Origin of the sequence: Bradyrhizobium sp. LA6.1 (genome assembly GCF_040547805.1) — a bacterium.
Taxonomy (GTDB): Bacteria; Pseudomonadota; Alphaproteobacteria; order Rhizobiales; family Xanthobacteraceae; genus Bradyrhizobium; species Bradyrhizobium barranii.
Genome location: NZ_JBEPQK010000001.1, coordinates 450,046 through 465,689, shown reverse-complemented (window position 1 = coordinate 465,689; position 15,644 = coordinate 450,046). Strand labels below are relative to the sequence as shown.

At 65.8% G+C, this 15,644-nt stretch carries 12 protein-coding genes; all 12 read right to left on the bottom strand.

What is annotated here, in order from left to right; all coding sequences use genetic code 11:
• Positions 1-164 precede the first annotated feature (164 nt).
• Complete coding sequence (locus ABIB99_RS02100; protein ID WP_354174682.1) at positions 165-1,376, bottom strand: ABC transporter substrate-binding protein; 1,212 nt, start codon at positions 1,374-1,376, stop codon at positions 165-167.
• 113 nt (positions 1,377-1,489) lie between these two features.
• The gene (locus tag ABIB99_RS02095; RefSeq protein WP_014496835.1) at positions 1,490-1,714 is read right to left on the bottom strand and encodes a LapA family protein; all 225 of its coding nucleotides are present in this window, start codon (positions 1,712-1,714) and stop codon (positions 1,490-1,492) included.
• 92 nt (positions 1,715-1,806) lie between these two features.
• A complete protein-coding gene (locus tag ABIB99_RS02090; RefSeq protein WP_014496836.1) occupies positions 1,807-2,382 on the bottom strand; it encodes an HdeD family acid-resistance protein in 576 nt (191 codons plus the stop codon).
• A gap of 129 nt (positions 2,383-2,511) precedes the next feature.
• The gene (locus ABIB99_RS02085) at positions 2,512-4,035 is read right to left on the bottom strand and encodes an FAD-dependent oxidoreductase (RefSeq protein ID WP_354174679.1); all 1,524 of its coding nucleotides are present in this window, start codon (positions 4,033-4,035) and stop codon (positions 2,512-2,514) included.
• Positions 4,036-4,067: 32 nt separating this feature from the next.
• Positions 4,068-4,694 carry a GTP cyclohydrolase I FolE gene (gene folE / locus ABIB99_RS02080; protein ID WP_247308228.1) on the bottom strand — a complete coding sequence of 209 codons (627 nt, stop codon included), beginning with the start codon at positions 4,692-4,694 and terminating at the stop codon, positions 4,068-4,070.
• A 126-nt stretch (positions 4,695-4,820) separates the two neighbouring features.
• On the bottom strand, positions 4,821-5,711 hold the full coding sequence (locus ABIB99_RS02075) for an alpha/beta fold hydrolase (RefSeq protein WP_354174677.1): 891 nt from the start codon (positions 5,709-5,711) through the stop codon (positions 4,821-4,823).
• A 111-nt stretch (positions 5,712-5,822) separates the two neighbouring features.
• Positions 5,823-6,650: an HD domain-containing protein gene (locus ABIB99_RS02070; protein ID WP_063984654.1), complete on the bottom strand. Its 828-nt coding sequence runs from the start codon at positions 6,648-6,650 to the stop codon at positions 5,823-5,825.
• Between the two features lie 205 nt (positions 6,651-6,855).
• A complete protein-coding gene (locus tag ABIB99_RS02065; RefSeq protein ID WP_354174675.1) occupies positions 6,856-7,734 on the bottom strand; it encodes a transglutaminase family protein in 879 nt (292 codons plus the stop codon).
• The gene (locus ABIB99_RS02060; protein ID WP_354174673.1) at positions 7,731-10,256 is read right to left on the bottom strand and encodes a circularly permuted type 2 ATP-grasp protein; all 2,526 of its coding nucleotides are present in this window, start codon (positions 10,254-10,256) and stop codon (positions 7,731-7,733) included. The genes ABIB99_RS02065 and ABIB99_RS02060 overlap by 4 nt, the downstream gene beginning before the upstream one ends.
• 27 nt (positions 10,257-10,283) lie before the next feature.
• A complete protein-coding gene (locus ABIB99_RS02055) occupies positions 10,284-13,553 on the bottom strand; it encodes a transglutaminase family protein (RefSeq protein ID WP_354174671.1) in 3,270 nt (1,089 codons plus the stop codon).
• A 137-nt stretch (positions 13,554-13,690) separates the two neighbouring features.
• Positions 13,691-14,995, bottom strand: coding sequence for a methyl-accepting chemotaxis protein (locus tag ABIB99_RS02050; RefSeq protein WP_354174669.1), 1,305 nt, complete (start codon positions 14,993-14,995; stop codon positions 13,691-13,693).
• Positions 14,973-15,494 carry a PAS domain-containing protein gene (locus ABIB99_RS02045; protein WP_354174667.1) on the bottom strand — a complete coding sequence of 174 codons (522 nt, stop codon included), beginning with the start codon at positions 15,492-15,494 and terminating at the stop codon, positions 14,973-14,975. The genes ABIB99_RS02050 and ABIB99_RS02045 overlap by 23 nt, the downstream gene beginning before the upstream one ends.
• Positions 15,495-15,644: the final 150 nt, after the last annotated feature.

Here is a 15,644-nt window from a genome sequence, read left to right as displayed (position 1 = left end):
AAGGTGGCGCGAAGCGCCGGATGAGGGGTTGCAACCGCGAGTTCAAATGTAGAGACGACTCGCCGAGAGATACCCCTCACCCGGCTCGCCGCTTCGCGGCGATCCACCCTCTCCCGCAAGGGGAGAGGGTGCACCGTTCGTGCGACCTGTCGACCAGTTACGCCTCACGTCCCGCGCAAGAGCTCGCTCGCCACGATCCAGTCGTTGCCGTCGAACTGGAGCATATAGCCGTCCTTGATCGGGCGGAAATCCTGCGGTGTGGTGTTGAGCGTGATGCCGGGCATCAACAGCGACAGCGGCACGTTCTTGAGGTTCGCCGCCTGCGCCATGATGTTCTCGCGCGTCAGATTGTCCTTGCACTGCTTGAGCAGGACGACCAACGCCTCGGCGACGGTGTAGCCGTAGAGGCCGGCGACGTTGTTGATGTCGGCATTGGGCAGGCGCTTCTTCATGAAGTCGATATAGGCCGTCATCGCCGGGTCGTCCTTCGGCTGCTCGACAAACGGCTTGAGCGAGCCGAGCGACAGCACGCCCTTGCCGGCATCGAGGCCCGCAGGGACCATGACGGTCGCCTTGTTGGCGCAGCCGGAGGCGAGGAAGCGCGTCGGCTGCCAGCCGACCTCATGGGCCTTGCGGATCGCCTGCGCGCAAGCGCGCGGCGTCACCGAATAGATCATGAAGACATCGGCCTTGGTGTTGGCCAGCGTCAGCACCTGGGAATCGACGGTGGGATCGGTGACCTCGAAGCTCGAGGCCATCGCGAGCGCCTTGTCGGCGTCGGCACCAAGCGCTTCCTTGACACCGCGAAAATATTCCTTACCGGCGTCGTCGTTCTGATAGAGCACTGCGAAACGCGCATTCGGGTTCTTGGCGCGGGCGTAAGCGACGTCGATCGCGGCCTCGCTGGTGTAGTTCGGCGCCCAGGGCAGCGCCATCGACCACGGCATGTTGGCGGGATCGTTCCACTTCGAGGCTGAGCTGATCAGGAACAGCTGCGGCACCTTGTTGCTGTTGAGGTATTTTGCGATCGCCGAGCTCGGCGCCGTGCCCATGGTCGCGAAGATGAAGGCGACGCCGTCGCCCTCGACCAAGCGTCGCGCGGCTTCCATGGTCTTCGGCGGCGAGAAGGCGTCGTCGAGCGACAACAGATTGAGCTTGCGGCCGTTGACGCCGCCCTTCTCGTTGACCTCATCGAAATAGGCGGAGATCACCCTGCCGGTGATGCCGAGCGGCGATGCGGGGCCGCTGTAGGGCATGGTGTTGCCGATCTTGATCTCGGTGTCACTGACGCCGGGACCGTAGGACTTTTGCGCGGAGACGGGCGTGGACAGGCAGGCGGCAGCCAGCGCTGCGGCCAGGACCAAAGCGGCTCTCATGGTTTCTCCCCGGTGATGATCGTCCACGCGAGGCGACCGCGCGGCGTGCTGCTTTTTGCCAGCACGTCAGATCAGCGGAGTTCCGCAAGATGGTCTTGCGTCGAGTTGCTGGTTCATTCGACGTCTCGTTTCGAACCTGCGTATGAACGCCGCAGCAGGGCGAACAGGCTGCCGCCGGTCGCGGCTCCAACGAGATAGACAACGAGGGTTTGGAGCGCGAGCGGCAGACTGAGGTTCATCTTGAAGAAGGAGATCGTGACCGTGTCGAGATTCTGCACGGCGAAGACGATGGTCGCTGCGGCGAAAAACACGATCACGGCGAGATGAAACCAGCGCATGACAATCCCTCAGCGTCGCCCGACGCGCGATGAAATCTGGATGAACCGTCATCGCGCTCTTGGGCGACCACGGTCCTTCTCCGGATCAAGCCTTAATGGCGCCGCCGCAGGCTAAAGCCCAGACTGACCCAGCCGGCGCCGGCCATGATCAGGTCGATGCCGAGGAACAGGCCGAGGATATAAACGCTGTTGACCGGCCAGCGCGCCAGGATCAAGAGCCCGAGCAGCAGGGTGATGACCGCAGACAGCGCCACCCACACCCACGGGCTTTCCCTTTTCATGCTGAAGGCGAGAAACAGCCTGACGGCGCCCGAGGCCAGCAGCGACGCGCCGAGGAACAAGGTGAGCAGCACCGCGGCGAACAACGGGTTCTCGAAGGTCAGGAAGCCCGCGACGATATAGAGCACGCCGAGCAAGGCCCAGATCAGGAACTTGCCCCAGCTCTTCATCTGGAACGCGCCGATCACCTCGGTGACCCCGGCGATGATCATCATCACACCAACCACGAGCACGCTCGCCACCGTCGCCATCATCATGCTGCCGAGCGCGATGAAGCCGGTGATGAGATAGACGACGCCGAGGGCGACGATCCAGCCCCACTTGGCGTGCAGCGCAGCAATGCCGGACCCAAGACCCAAGTTTGGAGACGTATCCGAAGCACTTGTCATGACGGCTACTCCTGCATGCGAAGTCCCAAGGCACATCTCAGGATAGCACGAGCCGCGCCGGGACAACAGCCAGTAGAGCAGCCCCCGCGGGAGCCCCCATTGACTTAGGTCAAGGGCGGACGGGGCGCCTCACGCGCGCGAGCGCTCCATGTCGAGCTCGGCCTTGAGACTATCGAGATCGCGATAGATCGAAGCAACCGCCAGCACGCGCCCGCCCTTGCGATACTTCAGCAGGCAGTCCCTGCCGTCGATGCTGCCGTCGATCGCGATGTCGTCGAAGCTCTCGGCATGGCCGACATAGTTGATCGGAACGTCATAGTGCTGCGACCAGAAGAACGGCACGACGTTGAAGCGTTCGCGCCTGCCGAGCATGTTGCGCGCCGCGGCCTGGCCCTGCCGCTCCGCCACCACCCAGTGCTCGACGCGGATGTTCTGGCCCGAATGCGGATCGGGCCAGCGCGCGATGTCGCCGGCGGCGAAGATGCCTGATGCGCTGGTCTCGAGATACTCGTTCACGCTGACGCCACGATCGATGGCGAGCCCCGCCTGCTCGGCGAGCACAAGGCGCGGCTTGACGCCGATCCCGACCACGACCAGATCGGCCTCGATCACGCCGCCGCTTTTCAGCGTGGCGCGTTTGCCGTCGAGCTTTTCGACGGTGTCCTCGAGGTGAAAGTGGACGCCGTTGTCTTCATGCAGCGCGCGGACGAAATCGCCCATCTCGGGGCCAAGCACGCGCTGCATCGGCCGCTCCTCGGGCGCAACCACATGCACCTCCAGCTTGCGCGCCCGCAAGGAGGCCGCGACTTCGAGGCCAATGAAGCTGGCGCCGATCACCAGCGCGCGCTTCGCGCTGCCCGCCGCCTTGATGATGGCGCGGCTGTCGGCGACGGTGCGCAAGGTGCGCACGTGCGGCTGGTCCGCGCCCGGAATCTGCAATTTGACCGGTTCGGCGCCGGTCGCGAGCAGCAGCCTGTCGAACGGCAGCTTGTCGCCATTGCCGAGCGTGATGATGCGCGCCTTCGGATCGATCGCTGCAACGCTGATGTTGAGCCTGAGATCGATGCCTGCGTCCTGATAATAGTCCTCGCCCCGCAGCGGCAGCCAATCCTCGGGTGCACTGCCGGTGAGGTAATCCTTGGAGAGGTTCGGCCGGTCGACCGGCATCGCGCCGTCATCGCTGAGCATGGTGATGGCGCCGGCAAAGCCCTCGCGCCGAAGCGTCTCGGCGGCCGCAAAGCCGGCCGCACCGCCGCCGACGATGACGAATTTTTCCGGCGTCGGCGCGCTGCGATGTGACGCTGCAGGCTGCGGCATCTCGCGCTTGCGCTGAACCGAGATCCTGTCCTGGTCGCGCGTGACCTCCCAGACCGCCAGTGCATTCAGCGCCGGCGGGCGGGTGGCCTCGCCGGTGCGCAAGGAGAAGCAGGCGTGATGCCAGGGGCAGCGGATCGTGTCGCCCACGACCAGCCCTTCGGCGAGCGGGCCGTGGTAGTGACTGCAGGACGGTTCGATCGCGAAGATTTCGCTGCCGGCTTGCACCAGCAAGACGTCTTCCTCGCCGACATGGCCGAGCAGCTTGCCGTCCTCGAACGCGGTCAGCAACACGCCCCTGGTAAGGTCCGGCCCGCTCGGCGTCTTGTGCTCGGTCATGGTGTCGTCTCCTTCAGCTCGGCCCGCGCGGATCACGCGTCCGAATTGGCCAGCCCCAACAGCTCCTGACGTGTCAGCGCGTTGTCACGGAACACACCCAGCATGCGGCTGGTGACGAGATCGGTTCCAGGTTTATGCGCGCCACGCGTGGTCATGCAGTGATGCGTCGCCTTGATGATGACGCCGACGCCTTCGGGCTTCAACACATCGTTGATCGTATTGGCGATCTGCGCGGTCATCTTCTCCTGGATCTGGAGGCGTTTTGCGTAGATGTCCACCACACGCGCGAGCTTGCTGATGCCGACGACGCGGCCCTGCGGGATATAGGCGACCCAGGCGCGGCCCACGATCGGCGCCATGTGGTGCTCGCAATGGCTTTCGAAGCGAACGCCGCGCAGGACGATCATCTCGTCATAGCCTTCGATCTCCTCAAAGGTCTTTTGCAGGATTTCGGTCGGATCCTGCGCATAGCCGGAAAAATACTCTTCGAAGGCGCGCGCAACCCGGTCCGGCGTGTCGTGCAGACCGTCGCGCGCGGGATCGTCGCCCGCCCAGCGGATCATGGTCCGGACCGCCTGCTCGACCTCGGCTCTGCCAGGCCGTTCGCCCGGCAGCTGCGCCACCGCGACGCCCTCCAACCTGCGCGCATGTGAATTCATCAATAGCCTCCCTGCAATGAGCCGCGCACATCTGGCGGCCCCTCAGCTTGGACGGCTGCAATCGGAAAAGGTTCCCGAAGTCGCGAAAAATCGGGCGACCGGGCGGTAGGGCGGGAAAGCCGGGCTTTACGAGGCTGCTGTCCGCACGTCGAGCACGGCGCGCGCCCATTCGGCAGGCCGCTCCTGCGGCAGGTTGTGGCCCGCTCCAGCGAAGACACGCCGTTCGAAGAAGGCTTCGAACCTGGCCGCATGATGGGCGGTGCCGGAATTGACGCCGTCGCTGTCGCCGTCGACCGCTATCGTCGGGACACGGATCGGCGGCTGCGCGGCGAGCTTGGCCTCGATCGCGGCATAGGCGGGATCGCCTTCGACCAGCCCGTAGCGGTGACGGTAGGAGTGGATCACGACATCGACGAAATCAGGATTGTCGAACGCCACCGCACTCGTTTCGAACGTCGTGTCGTCGAAGACCCATTTCGGCGACCACATCGACCAGAGCTGGCGCGCAAAGCCGCGCCGGTTGCGCTCCAGCGCGCGCCGGCCACGCTCGTTGTGGAAGAGATATTGATACCAGAGCGCCGCCTCCTCCGGTGGCGAAGCCGGCTCCATCGCGCGCGCGATGTTCTGGATGTTGTAGGAATTGCCGGAGACCAGTCCGATCACGCGCTCGGGATGCAGCACCGAGACCACGCAGGCCGCGCGCCCACCCCAATCGTAACCGCCGACCACCGCGCGCCCGATGTGAAGCGCATCCATGAAGGCCAGCAGATCGGCGCCGAGCGCCGCCTGCTCGCCGGAGCGCAGCGTCGCGGCGGACCGGAACCGCGTCGGCCCGTAGCCGCGCAGCCACGGCACAAGCACCCGCGCGCCCGCTTCCGCGATCAAAGGCGCGGTCTCGGCATAGGCGTTCACATCATAGGGAAAGCCGTGGCCCATGATGCAGGGCCAGCCATCCGGCGCGCCGTATTCGAGATAGGCGATGTCGAGGATATCCGTGGCGATGGTTTTTTGTTGCATGATTTGCTCACGGAGTTGAGAGGCCGTAGCCTGGATGGAGCGCAGCGCAATCCGGGATTCGCGGATACAGACGTCCCCGCATTCCGCTTCGCTCCATGCGGGCTAAGGGGGCTATTTCTGCGGGCCTGACAGCGAGATCTCGCGTTCGGCGCGGAACACATTGCTGTAGAGATTGGCGATCCACTGCCGGCCGATCTCGGTCTTGTTGAGGTAGCTGATCTCGGTCTGGATGTGCGGTGCGACGCTGTTCCAGTAGAATTGTGGATAGCGGTTCACGATGTCGGCGGGCGAGTCGTAGCCGAGCTGGCGATTGATGCCGACCTCTTCGAATTCGTAGTAGAGCGCGTTGGCCTTGCGCAGATAGTTGGGATCGCCGAGCTGACCGATGAAGTCCGCGGCGCGCAGGATCGAGGCCTCGTCGTCGTACTCTTGGCCTTCACGGGCCGGGAAGCGGGTGCCCTCGATGGCGCGGGCGACGCGCTCACTGTCGATACCGCGGATCGGTGGCAGCCGCCGCCGCACGAAAAGCATCGAACGATCAACGTGATACATCATCAGACTGGCATCCGACGCGCCGCGCGGCAGCGACACCTTGGTGCCGGCCTCGTCGACCACGAAACCGTCTTCGTCGTCCTCCGGAAACAGCCCGCGAACATAGCCGATGTCGTGCGCAAGGCAGGCGATCAGGATATGGATGTAGTCCTCGGCATCGAGGTGCGTGTGCAGATTGCGGCCAAGCATGATCGCCTGGGCCGCCAGCGTCACCAGCATCGTATGCTCGATATTGTGATAGAGCGCATCGCTGTTGCCGATGCATTCCATCGCAGTGCGCGTCGAGGCCTCCACCACCCTGGCATAGGAATCGTCGTACCTGCGACGCATGAACGAGCCCAGCAACTTCTCCAGGGATTCAGCCGCCAGTCTCGGTAACGTCATCATGGATGCAGCCCCGCTTGTCGGTGGTGTCCCACGCCAGCTCCCGACGTCTCATTCGTGTCCTCAACGCAACGGCCAGCATAGCCCATCTTGGGCCAAGTGACCAAACGCCGGGACGAATTTACGGAAATATGTTGCTGTTGTGCCCTGCGACATCACGGTTGCGGTCGGGCCGCGACACAGCCTGGCCGAGCCGGCGAGACCGCTTTTATTCCACCAGCAGCACGTCCACGGCGACGCCGAGCTTCTGCTTCGGCGAGCCGACAATGATGCCGTCGACCGGCGAGACGTCGGAAAAGTCGCGCCCGACCGCGAGCACGATGTGATCGTTGGCGACCAGCAAATCATTGGTCGGATCGAAATCGATCCAGCCAAGCTCCGCGCCGCACCACAGCGACACCCAGGCATGGGTGGCATCGGCGCCCTGCAAGCGCGGCTGGCCCGGCGGCGGAATGGTACGGAGATAGCCGCTGACATAGGCTGCCGGAAGGCCGAGCCCGCGCAGCCCTGCGATCATCACATGGGCAAAGTCCTGACAAACGCCGTGGCGCTTGTCGAAGACCTCGCCAAGCGGCGTCGAGATCACCGTGGCCTTCGGATCGTAGCGGAATTCGGTGCGGATGCGATGCATGAGATCGGTCGCACCGGCGAGGATCCCTGCGCCGGGCGCAAAGCTCGTGGCCGCATAGGCGCTGACGGGGTGCAGCACCGGCACCAGCGGGCTCGCAAAGACATAGCCGACCGGCGAGGACGGCCCGAGGCTCGTTGCTTCAAACGCGATGTCGCGGATGCTCTCCCAAGGCGGGCTGACGGCATCGCGCGCCGGCGATTTGCGCGAGACGGACACGCGCGAGCGCGAGTCGATGCGCAAGTTTCGGTGCGCGGTTTCGATCACGACGCTCTCGGTGAGCGTGCCGAAGAAGTCGCGGCGGACGTGGCGCTCGGACGGGCGCGGCCGGATCTCGACCCTGTGCGAGATCAGCTCCTGACCGTCGCCGCTCTTCGGCTCCAGCCGCAGCGTGCAGCGAGCGAAGCTAACCGCACTCTCGTATTCGTAAGTCGTGACGTGACGGATGTCGTAGATCACGCCAGCCCCGTCAGCTTTTCCGGCCGGCTGGCATTGGGGCCGTGCGGGAAGTAGTGCAGCCCGATCGCCTCGGCGAGGCTGAGCAGGTCCTGTTCCAGCGAGAACAGGGTCTTGACCTCGAGCTTCTCGGCTTCCGCGGTGGCCAGCATCGCCTGCGCCGCCACCGCGAGCCGCTGCGGCTGCTCGATCAGGCCGTGCTCCTTCAGGCTCGGGAGCGAAGCGATGTGCTCGTTCAGCGTCGTCACCTGGAACGCGACCGAACGCGGATTGTAGCTGTCGAGCACCGCGAGATCGCGCACCGGCGCCAGGATCGGCGCCAGCAGATAGCGCGAGCGGTAGGTGATCTGGGAATCCACCAGCGTCAGCAGGATATCGAGATCCTCGTCGCAGGCCTCGTCATAGGCGAACTGGCGCGCGAAGCGCGTGGTGTTGATGGCGCGCTCGGTGCGGCGGCCGATATCGAGGAAGCGCCAGCCGGCGGCGCGGTTCATGTTCTCCTGCGCCAGTCCCGCAAGGCTCGCAAGCTCCTGCAAGGTCAGCTCGGCCGCGCTCAGCACATCGTCGTCGTCCTCGACCTCGTAGGCCAGCCGATCGGCCATCTCGGTGATGACCTGCCAGGCGTCGGGCGACAGCCGCTCGCGCAGGGATGTCGCCGTGCGCTGCGCCGCGCGCACCAGCGACAGCGCCGAGCCGAACCGCTCCGGGCTCTGCAGCGCTTCGGCGACGATGCGCCCCGGCGCAGTGCGCGAGGCCTGCGAGATCGCGCCCCACGCCACCAGCAGGCGCTGGATGCGGTCGGCCGATTGCAGCGAGGCCGCGGTGCCCTTGTTGGGCCCGCTCGGCGAGCCCAGCGCGCGCACCAGCCGCAGCGTTGCCTCGGCGCGTTCGAGATAGCGGCCGAGCCAGAACAGATTGTCCGCGGCGCGGCTCGGCAGCACGCCGGCGATGCGGCGGATCCGCACCTTGTCGGTCGCGGGCAGCAGCGTCGCGATCGAGACCTTCTTGTCCGAGACCACCCAGACGTCGGCAGCGCGGGCGCCGTCGCCCATCGACACCGCGCGTGCATCCGCCTGCTCGGCGATCCGGCAGAAGCCGCCGGGCATGATGGCCCAGCCGTCGGGCGTCGCGGCCGCGAACACGCGCAGCACGAAGGGACGCGGCGAGAGCTGTCCCTGCTCCCATACCGGCATGGTCGAGAGGCGCACCACCTCCTGGCCGACATAGTCCATGCCACGCGCGCTGATGGCGTCGATAAGACGCTGGCGCCCGGCGGCGTCGAGCTCGCTCGCGAGCACCGGGCCATTGCTGTCGAAGCCGGGAACGCCGCGGCGATAGGCGCCCTCGATCGCGACCTCGTCGAGCCGTGACAGCACCTCGTCGCGCGCGCTGCGCTGGCCGCACCACCAGGTCGCGATATGCGGCATCTTGAGCTCTTGCCCGAGCAGGCGGCGGCTCAGGGCCGGCAGGAAGCCGAGCAGCGCGCGCGCCTCCAGCACGCCCGAGCCCGGCATGTTGGCGACGACGACGCCGTCCTTGCGCAGCACGTCGATCAGGCCGGCCACGCCGAGATGCGAGGACGCATCGAGCTCGAGCGGATCGAGCGAGTTGGAATCGACCCGGCGCAGCAGCACGTCGAGCCGCTTCAGGCCGGCGACGGTGCGGATGTGGATACGGTTGTCGCTGACGGCGAGATCGTCACCCTCGACCAGCAGGAAGCCGAGATAGCGCGCCAGGGTTGCGTGCTCGAAATAGGTCTCGCTGAAGCTGCCCGGCGTGAGCACGCCGATGCGCGGCTCGTCGCGATCGGCGCGCGCGCGCAGGCTGTCGCGAAACGCCTCGAAGAACGGCGCGACGCGCGGCACGTTCATCGACTTGTAGAGGTCGGAGAAGGCGCGCGAGAGCACCAGGCGGTTCTCCAGCGCATAGCCCGCCCCTGACGGCGCCTGCGTGCGGTCGCCGAGCACCCACCAGCGCCCGTCGGGCCCACGGCCGACATCGGCGGCGTAGAGCGAGAGATAGCGCCCGCCCGGCGGCGGCACGCCACAGACGGGACGGAGATATTCGGGGCTGCCGGCGATCGCGGCGGCCGGCAGCGCGCCTTCCGCGACCAGCCGCCCCTCGCCATAGATGTCGCGCAGCACGAGCTCGAGCAGTTCGGCGCGCTGGGTGATGCCGGCGGACAGCTGCTTCCAGTCGGCCTCGTCGATCAGCAGCGGCAGATGGCTAATCGACCACGGCCGGTCGGCGCTGTCGCCGGGCGCACGGTAGGTGACGCCGGCCTCGCGCAAATGGCGGTCGGCCATGCCGAACCGCCGTTCGATCTCGTCCGGCGCGAGCGCGCCGAAGGCGTCGAAGAAGCGGCTCCAGACCGCGCGGGGGGCGCCGTCGGGCCCCAGGAACTCGTCGGGGATGCCGGGCAGGCGGCTATAGTCGCGGACCCATTGCGCGAGGCGGCGCTGGCCTTCGCGCTGACCTTGCGCCTTACCCGTCTTGTCGTCCTGCTCGGCTGCGCCCTCGCCCATGCGCCTCTCCCTGCCCCACCATCATTCTCATTGCAGGAGCGGGGTCCGCAAGTCGAGGGTCAGCGGAAACTCATTTGTGCGTTCCTCGGGCGGGGGCTGCATCGGACCCGGCGTATGGCCGTGGTCCTGGAAGCGCGCCAGCCGCCGCGCCTCGGCCTCGTAGGTGTTGACGGGCTTGGTGTCGTAGCTGCGGCCGCCGGGATGGGCGACGTGATAGACACAGCCGCCCAGCGAGCGGCCGTTCCAGGTGTCGATCAGGTCGAAGGTCAGGGGCGCATGAACGGGGATGGTCGGGTGCAGGCCGGAGGCCGGCTGCCAGGCCTTGAAGCGGACGCCGGCCACGGCCTCGCCCGAGCGGCCGGTCGAGGTCATCGGCAGGCGGCGGCCGTTGCAGGTCACGATGTGGCGGCCCTCGACAAACCCCTCAGCTTTCACTTGAAGCCGTTCGACCGAACTGTCGACATAACGCACCGTGCCGCCGGCCGAGCCCTCCTCGCCGAGCACATGCCAGGGCTCCAGCGCCTGCCGCAGCTCCAGCGTCACGCCGCCATGATGGATGCGGCCGAAGGCGGGGAAGCGGAATTCGAGCTGGGCCAGATACCATTCCGGCTCAAAGGGATAACCGGACTGCTTCAACTCAGAAAGCACATCAAGAAAATCCTCCCAGATGAAGTGAGGCAGCATGTAGCGGTCGTGCAGCGCGGTGCCCCAGCGCACGAATTTGCCGGTCTGCGGCTCGCGCCAGAATTTTGCGATCAGCGCGCGGATCAGGAGCTGCTGCGCCAGCGACATGCGCGGGTCGGGCGGCATTTCGAGCGCGCGGAATTCGACGAGGCCGAGCCGGCCAGTGGTGCCATCGGGCGAATAGAGCTTGTCGATGCAGATCTCGGCGCGGTGGGTGTTGCCGGTGATGTCGACGAGCAGGTGCCGGAACAGCCGGTCCACCAGCCACAGCGGCGTCTGGTAGCCCGGTGGCGGCACGTGCGAGAGCGCGATCTCGAGCTCGTAGATGCTGTCGTGCCGGGCTTCGTCGATGCGCGGCGCCTGGCTGGTCGGGCCGATGAACAGGCCGGAGAAGAAATAGGACAGTGACGGATGCCGCTGCCAGTACAGCACGAGGCTCTTCAAGAGATCAGGCCGGCGCAGGAACGGCGAGTCCTGCGGGCTGGAGCCGCCGACCACGACGTGGTTGCCGCCACCGGTGCCAGTGTGGCGGCCGTCGACCAGGAAGCGGTTGGCGCCGAGGCGTGTCTTGCCGGCGTCCTCATAGAGCCCGACGGTGATGTCGACCGCCTCGCGCCAGCTCTTGGCCGGCTGGATGTTGACCTCGATGACACCAGGGTCGGGCGTCACCTTGATCACCTCGATGCGCGGATCGAACGGCGGCGGATAGCCTTCGACGTGAACCTGGATCTGCATCTCCTCGGCGGTCGCTTCGAGGGCCGCGACCAGCTCGAGATAATCCTCGATGCGCTCCACCGGCGGCATGAAGGCGCAGAGCACGCCGTCGCGGACTTCGACCGACATCGCGGTGCGGACGGGGACGGACGTGTTGAGATGCTCGGGCGCGACCTGCGGCGGCGATTCCGGGCGCGCGGCGAGCGTGAACACCGGCAGCTTGCCCCGCGGCTCCAACGGATCCTGCTCGACGATGTAAGGATATTGGTTGGGCGGGATGTAGCCGAGCGAGCCGATCGGCAGGCGCAAGCCCAGCGGTGAATCGCCCGGCATCAGGAACAGATGATTGCGCCGGAGTTGCCAGCGCTCGCTGCGCCAGCGCGGCGGCGCGTTCCAGCGTTGCACCGGCAGCACGAAGCCACGCGGCGTGTTGAGGCCCTCGTCGAACACGCGCGCCATCCGCGCGCGGGCTTCGGGATCGGATAATTTGGAATCGGACGGATCGACGTTGAGGGGAAGCTCGGCTTCCTTCTGGAGCCAGTACGCGGTGTCCTCATAGGCTGGGATGACGTAGCCGGGATCAAGTCCGAGCCGCGCCGCCGCGCCCTCCACGAATTCCTGGGCGTCCTTGACCTCGGCGCGCCGCGGATTCTCGATCCTGGCGATCAGATCGGCATTCTTCCAGATCGGTACGCCGTCCTTGCGCCAGTACAGGCCAAAGGCCCAGCGCGGCAGGCTTTCACCGGGATACCATTTGCCCTCGCCGAAGTGCAGCAGGCCACCCGGCCCGAAGCGCGTGTGCAAGCGGCGGATCAGATCGTCGGCGAGCGCGCGCTTGGTCGGGCCGACGGCCTCGGTGTTCCATTCCGCCGCTTCCAGGTCGTCGACGGAGACGAAGGTCGGCTCGCCGCCCATGGTCAGCCGGACATCCTGCGCGGCGAGATCGCCGTCGACCTGCTCGCCGAGGTCATTGAGCCGCGTCCAGGATTCGTCGGAGAACGGCTTCGTAATGCGCGGCGCCTCGCGGATGCGCTTCACGCTCATGTCGAACTCGAACTCGACCTCGGCAAAGCCGGCGCCGCCGGAGATCGGCGCCGCCGAACGATAATGCGGCGTGGCCGCAACCGGGATGTGCCCCTCGCCCGCGAGCATGCCGGACGTCGCGTCGAAACCGATCCACCCCGCGCCGGGCAGATAGACCTCGGCCCAAGCGTGCAGATCGGTGAAGTCGTTCTCGACTTCCGGCGGTCCCTCGATCGGGTCGATGTCGGGACGGATCTGGATCAAATAGCCGGAGACGAAGCGCGCCGCGAGGCCGAGATGACGGAAGGTCTGGATCAAGAGCCACGCGGAGTCGCGGCACGAGCCCGCACCGGAGGAGAGCGTCTCCTCCGGTGTCTGCACGCCGGGCTCCATGCGGATGATGTAACGGACCCGATCCCGCAACGCCCTGTTCAGATCGACCAGGAAGTTGACGGTGTTCGGGGCTTCCTGCGGGATCGAGTCGAGATACTTCGCGAAATGGCGATCGGGCTTGATGGTCTCGAGATAAGGCGCGAGTTCCGTCTTGAGATCCTTGGTGTATTCGAACGGAAAGCTGTCGGCATAGGGCTCGACGAAGAAGTCGAACGGGTTGACCACGGTCATCTGCGCCGTGAAATCGACCTCGAATTTCAGCTCGGTCGCCTTCTCCGGAAAGACGTAGCGCGCCAGCCAGTTGCCCTGCGGGTCCTGCTGCCAGTTCACGAAATGATTGGCCGGCGTGACCTTGAGCGAATAGCTCAGGACCGGCGTGCGCGTATGCGGCGCCGGCCGCAGGCGGATGGTCTGCGGACCAAGATCGATCGGGCGGTCGTATTTGTAGTGCGTGACGTGGTGTAATGCGACGTAGATCGACACGGGTTGCGGTGCTCCAGCAGCTTTTTTGAGCAGAACACCGCTGGTGGTCGCGATCAAGCACTAACAACGGGCAGAGCGTGCCTACGCAAGGTGCGGGCTGACCGCTTGCGCGTCGCTGTTTCGGAGGCTCCGGCTCTCTACGCCGCCGAGGTCAACCGTTGCAGGAACTGCGTCACCTCGCGCCGCAGCGTCTCGACCTCGCCATGGACGCGCTCGGAGGCGCTGTTGACGCGGCTCGCCACGCGCCCGGTATCGGCCGCGGCTTCGCTGATGCCGGTGACGTTGGAGGAGACCTGCGAGGTACCGGCCGAGGCCTCCTGGACGTTGCGCGCGATCTCGCGGGTCGCGAGCCCCTGCTGCTCGATCGAGGTCGCGATCGAGGCGGTAATCCCGTTGATCTCGGCGATGGTCTGCGCGATCGCCTCGACGGCTGCGACCGAATTGGTGGTCGATTGCTGCATCTCGCCGACCTTGGCGCTGATCTCCTCGGTCGCTTTCGCGGTCTGGTTGGCGAGGCTCTTGACCTCGGAGGCCACCACCGCAAAGCCGCGGCCGGCCTCGCCTGCCCGGGCCGCCTCGATGGTGGCGTTGAGCGCCAGCAAATTGGTCTGCGAGGCGATCTCGCTGATCAGCTTGACGACGTCGCCGATCCGTAGCGCGGCGTCCGAAAGCGTGCGGATCTCGCTGCCGGCGCGATTGGCTTCGTTCACCGCGCGTCCCGTGCTCGCGGTCGAGCCGCTCACCTGGCGGCCGATATCGGCAATCGAGGACGCGAGCTGCTCGGCGGCGCTGGCGACGGTTGCAACGTTGCGCGAAGCCTGATCGGAGGCGCTGAGCACGCCGGAAGTCTGCCGGCTGGTCTTCTCGGCTGCCGCCGCCATTTGGCCGGCGTCGGATTCGAGGTCGGTCGCTGCGCCCATCAACGTGCCGGCAACCCGGTCGAGATGCGTGCCGAACTGTTTTGCGATATCTCCGATCTCGACCACGCGTCGGCCGAGGCTGTCGGTGCCCGAATTGATCACGATGGCCGAATGGCGAAACGAGCCGGGTAATCCGCGCGCAAGGATTTTTCGGAAATGCTTGCCGCGGCTGGCATAGTCCATCGATGCCGAGGCCTCGCGCAGGAAAGCATCGGTGATGTCGAGCATGTCGTTGACCGACTTCTGGATCGATCCAATGCGTCCTGCCTGACGGTCGCTCAGGATACGCGCTTCGAGATCGCCATGCGAAGCCTTGCGGCAGACATCGGCGATCTCATCCACGGCGACCGCCGTGCGATGCTGACACCAGACGGCGTAGCCAAGCAGCGCGACCGTCGCACCGAGCAAAGCAGCTCCGGAGATACCGGTCACACCGAGGAGCGAGAGGACGAGCGCAACGACGGCAAGAGCACATGCGAGCGCGGTCGCTCCCTGCGCCTTAGAGAGAGAGCACAAATTCATCGTAACCGACACCCTGTTGCTTCAGCAGTCCGACCATCGCATCGAAGCTCGCGTGCATGCCGTCCTTGGCGTTGGCGTGCCGCGCCTCTTCGGCGCACAATGTCTTGTAGATCGGCTTGATGCGCTCGATCTGCACCGGATCCGGCTTGCGACGGTTGGAATGATAGCCGACGACATTGCCGCGCTGGTCGAACGTCGGCGTGACATGGGCGAGCACCCAGTAATGGCTGCCGTCCTTGGCCAGATTGACGACGTGGGCGAAGATCTCCTGCTTGGACTGGAGCGTATCCCAGAGCAGCTTGAAGACGCAGCGCGGCATGTCAGGGTGGCGGATCATGCTGTGAGGCGCCCCCATCAGTTCCGCGTAGGGATATTTGGCCATGCGGACGAAGACGTCGTTGGCGTAGGTGATGCGGCCCTTGAGATCGGTCTTCGACACGATCAGCTCCTCCTCACCGAGGAGATTTTCCACGCCAGTCGGCCGTATCGCACGCGTCATCGTTGACGAATCCTCACGAAGGGCAGCGCCCCGAAGGATTCGCCCGCATCGTTATCGGAATACGGCAAGAATGATTAATCATGCGTGACCGCGGGAACCCGTGTGGTCACCTGACGCTCCGTAGGATTACGTACGTACGCTGCTCATTCT